Origin of the sequence: Micromonospora sp. NPDC049799 (assembly GCF_040656655.1) — a bacterium.
In the GTDB taxonomy this organism is placed as follows: domain Bacteria; phylum Actinomycetota; class Actinomycetes; order Mycobacteriales; family Micromonosporaceae; genus Micromonospora.
The window spans coordinates 1-1,860 of record NZ_JBFAMU010000744.1 but is presented as its reverse complement, the minus strand read 5'-3'; the positions used below and the strand labels follow the sequence as shown (position 1 = coordinate 1,860).

Annotated in this window: 2 protein-coding genes and 1 pseudogene; 1 reads left to right on the top strand and 2 read right to left on the bottom strand. The window is 75.3% G+C overall.

All coding sequences use genetic code 11. The features are described 5' to 3' along the window. Both AB0I76_RS29025 and AB0I76_RS29020 read right to left on the bottom strand, forming a co-directional pair. Positions 1-565: pseudogene (locus tag AB0I76_RS29025) on the bottom strand (hypothetical protein); the annotation flags it as partial. 29 nt (positions 566-594) lie between these two features. Beyond that, on the bottom strand, positions 595-1,284 hold the full coding sequence (locus AB0I76_RS29020) for a response regulator transcription factor (RefSeq protein ID WP_357042072.1): 690 nt from the start codon (positions 1,282-1,284) through the stop codon (positions 595-597). 73 nt (positions 1,285-1,357) lie between these two features. Here AB0I76_RS29020 and AB0I76_RS29015 point away from each other — a divergent pair. Beyond that, on the top strand, positions 1,358-1,860 hold a 503-nt coding region (locus AB0I76_RS29015; RefSeq protein ID WP_357042069.1), incomplete at its 3' end, for an ADP-ribosylglycohydrolase family protein.

Here is a 1,860-nt window from a genome sequence, read left to right as displayed (position 1 = left end):
CATCGCGTTCCTGCTCAACCAGGGCATCAAGTCCGCGGCCCGGTTCGAGACGTTCGTCGTCGGCCCGGACCAGGCCACGGGCCGAGTCGACCGCGCGTACGGCGACCCGGTCGACCACCAGCACCGTGGCGCCCACCAGGGCGGCGGCCACCCCCAGCAGCAGCACCCACCGGGTGGTGGACACGCCGCCGAGCGCGGACTCCGGCACGAACACCTCGACCACGGCCGTGGTGTCCCCGAGCACCACCGGGTCGAGGCGGACCACTCCGCCGTCGACGTCCACCACCAGGGACCGGCCGTCGGTGCGGGCCTGTTCCAGGTCCGCGTCGGTGGCCCGGCCGGACGACTCGTCGCCGCCCAGCCCGCGCACGAGCGGGCGGGTCGCCGGGTCGTCACCGGTGGCCTCCGCGGCGCGCCGCACCACGTCGGCGTCGGTGCTGACCGCCAGGGCGCCGGTGACCAGGGCGCTGCGCCGGGCCGCGTCGGCGAGCGCCTCCTCGCGGGCCCGGTCGCCGAGGTTGACCGTGAGCGGGACCAGGAACGCCAGCGCGACCAGGGTGCACATGCCGGCCGTGAGCAGGGCCAGCGTTCGCCTCAGTCCGGCGCCACCAGTCGGAAGCCCACCCCCCGCACGGTGCGCAGGTAGCGCGGCTTCGCCGCGGACTCGCCCATTTTGCGGCGCAGCCAGTACAGGTGAACGTCGATGGTCTGGTCCTCGCCGACCGACGGCTGCCGCCATACCTCCTCCAAAAGCTCCCGGCGGGACACTACCCGCCCGGGTCGCGCGGCGAGATACGCCAGCAGGTCGAATTCCTTGCGGGTCAGTGCGAGGGCTTCGCCGTCGAGGAGGGCGCTGCGTTCGCCCACGTCGACCCGGAGCCCGCCGACGGTGTGCACCGCCGGTTGCACCGTACGGCTGGCGCGCCCGGCGCGCCGCAGCACCGTGGTGATCCGGGCGTCGAGGTGCGCGCCGGTGAACGGCTTGACCATGTAGTCGTCGGCGCCGGCCCGCAGCAGTCGTACGACGGACTGCTCGTCGTCCCGGGCGGTGGCGATGATGATCGGCACGTCGGTGATGCCGCGCAGCATCCGCAGCGCGTCCGAACCGTCCAGGTCGGGCAGACCGAGGTCGAGGACGACCAGGTCCGGCGTCTCGGCGGCGACCCGCCGCAGCGCGTCCAGCGCGGTGCCGACGGCGTGCACGGCGTGGCCCCGGTCGGCGAGGGAACGCAGCATCGCGCCGCGTACGACGTGGTCGTCTTCGACCAGGAGCACGGTGGCCACCCCAAGAACGTACTCGGCGTGGCAAGTTGATCGCGTTGCGGCACACCCCGCAACCGGGCAAGCTGGTACGACGATGTCGTTCACGCTCTTCGCCGACAGCCGCCTGGCGCTCGCCCGGGACGCCCTCGCCGGCCTGTCGGTCGGCGACGCTCTCGGCTCCCAGTTCTTCGTTCCCGGCGTGCGTCCGGCCGATCTCGCCGCCGGCCGCCTGCCCCCGCCACCGTGGCAGTGGACCGACGACACCGAGATGGCCTGCTCGGTGGTGGCGGCGCTCGCGGAGGCCGGCCGCATCGACCGGGACGCCCTCGCGCTCGCCTTCGCGTCTCGGTGCGAGCCGTACCGGGGCTACGGGCCGGGCGCGGTGCGGATCCTGCGGCTGATCCGCACCGGCACCCCGTGGCCGGTGGCCGCCGCGTCCGCCTTCGACGGGCAGGGCTCCTGCGGCAACGGGGCGGCGATGAGCGTCGGGCCGCTGGGCGCGTACTTCGCCGACTCGACCAGCCGCGGGGGGCGCCCGGGCCGGGCGGGGGCGGGGGGGGCCCCCCCCCCCCCCGCCCTGCTTGGGGGCGGGGGGCG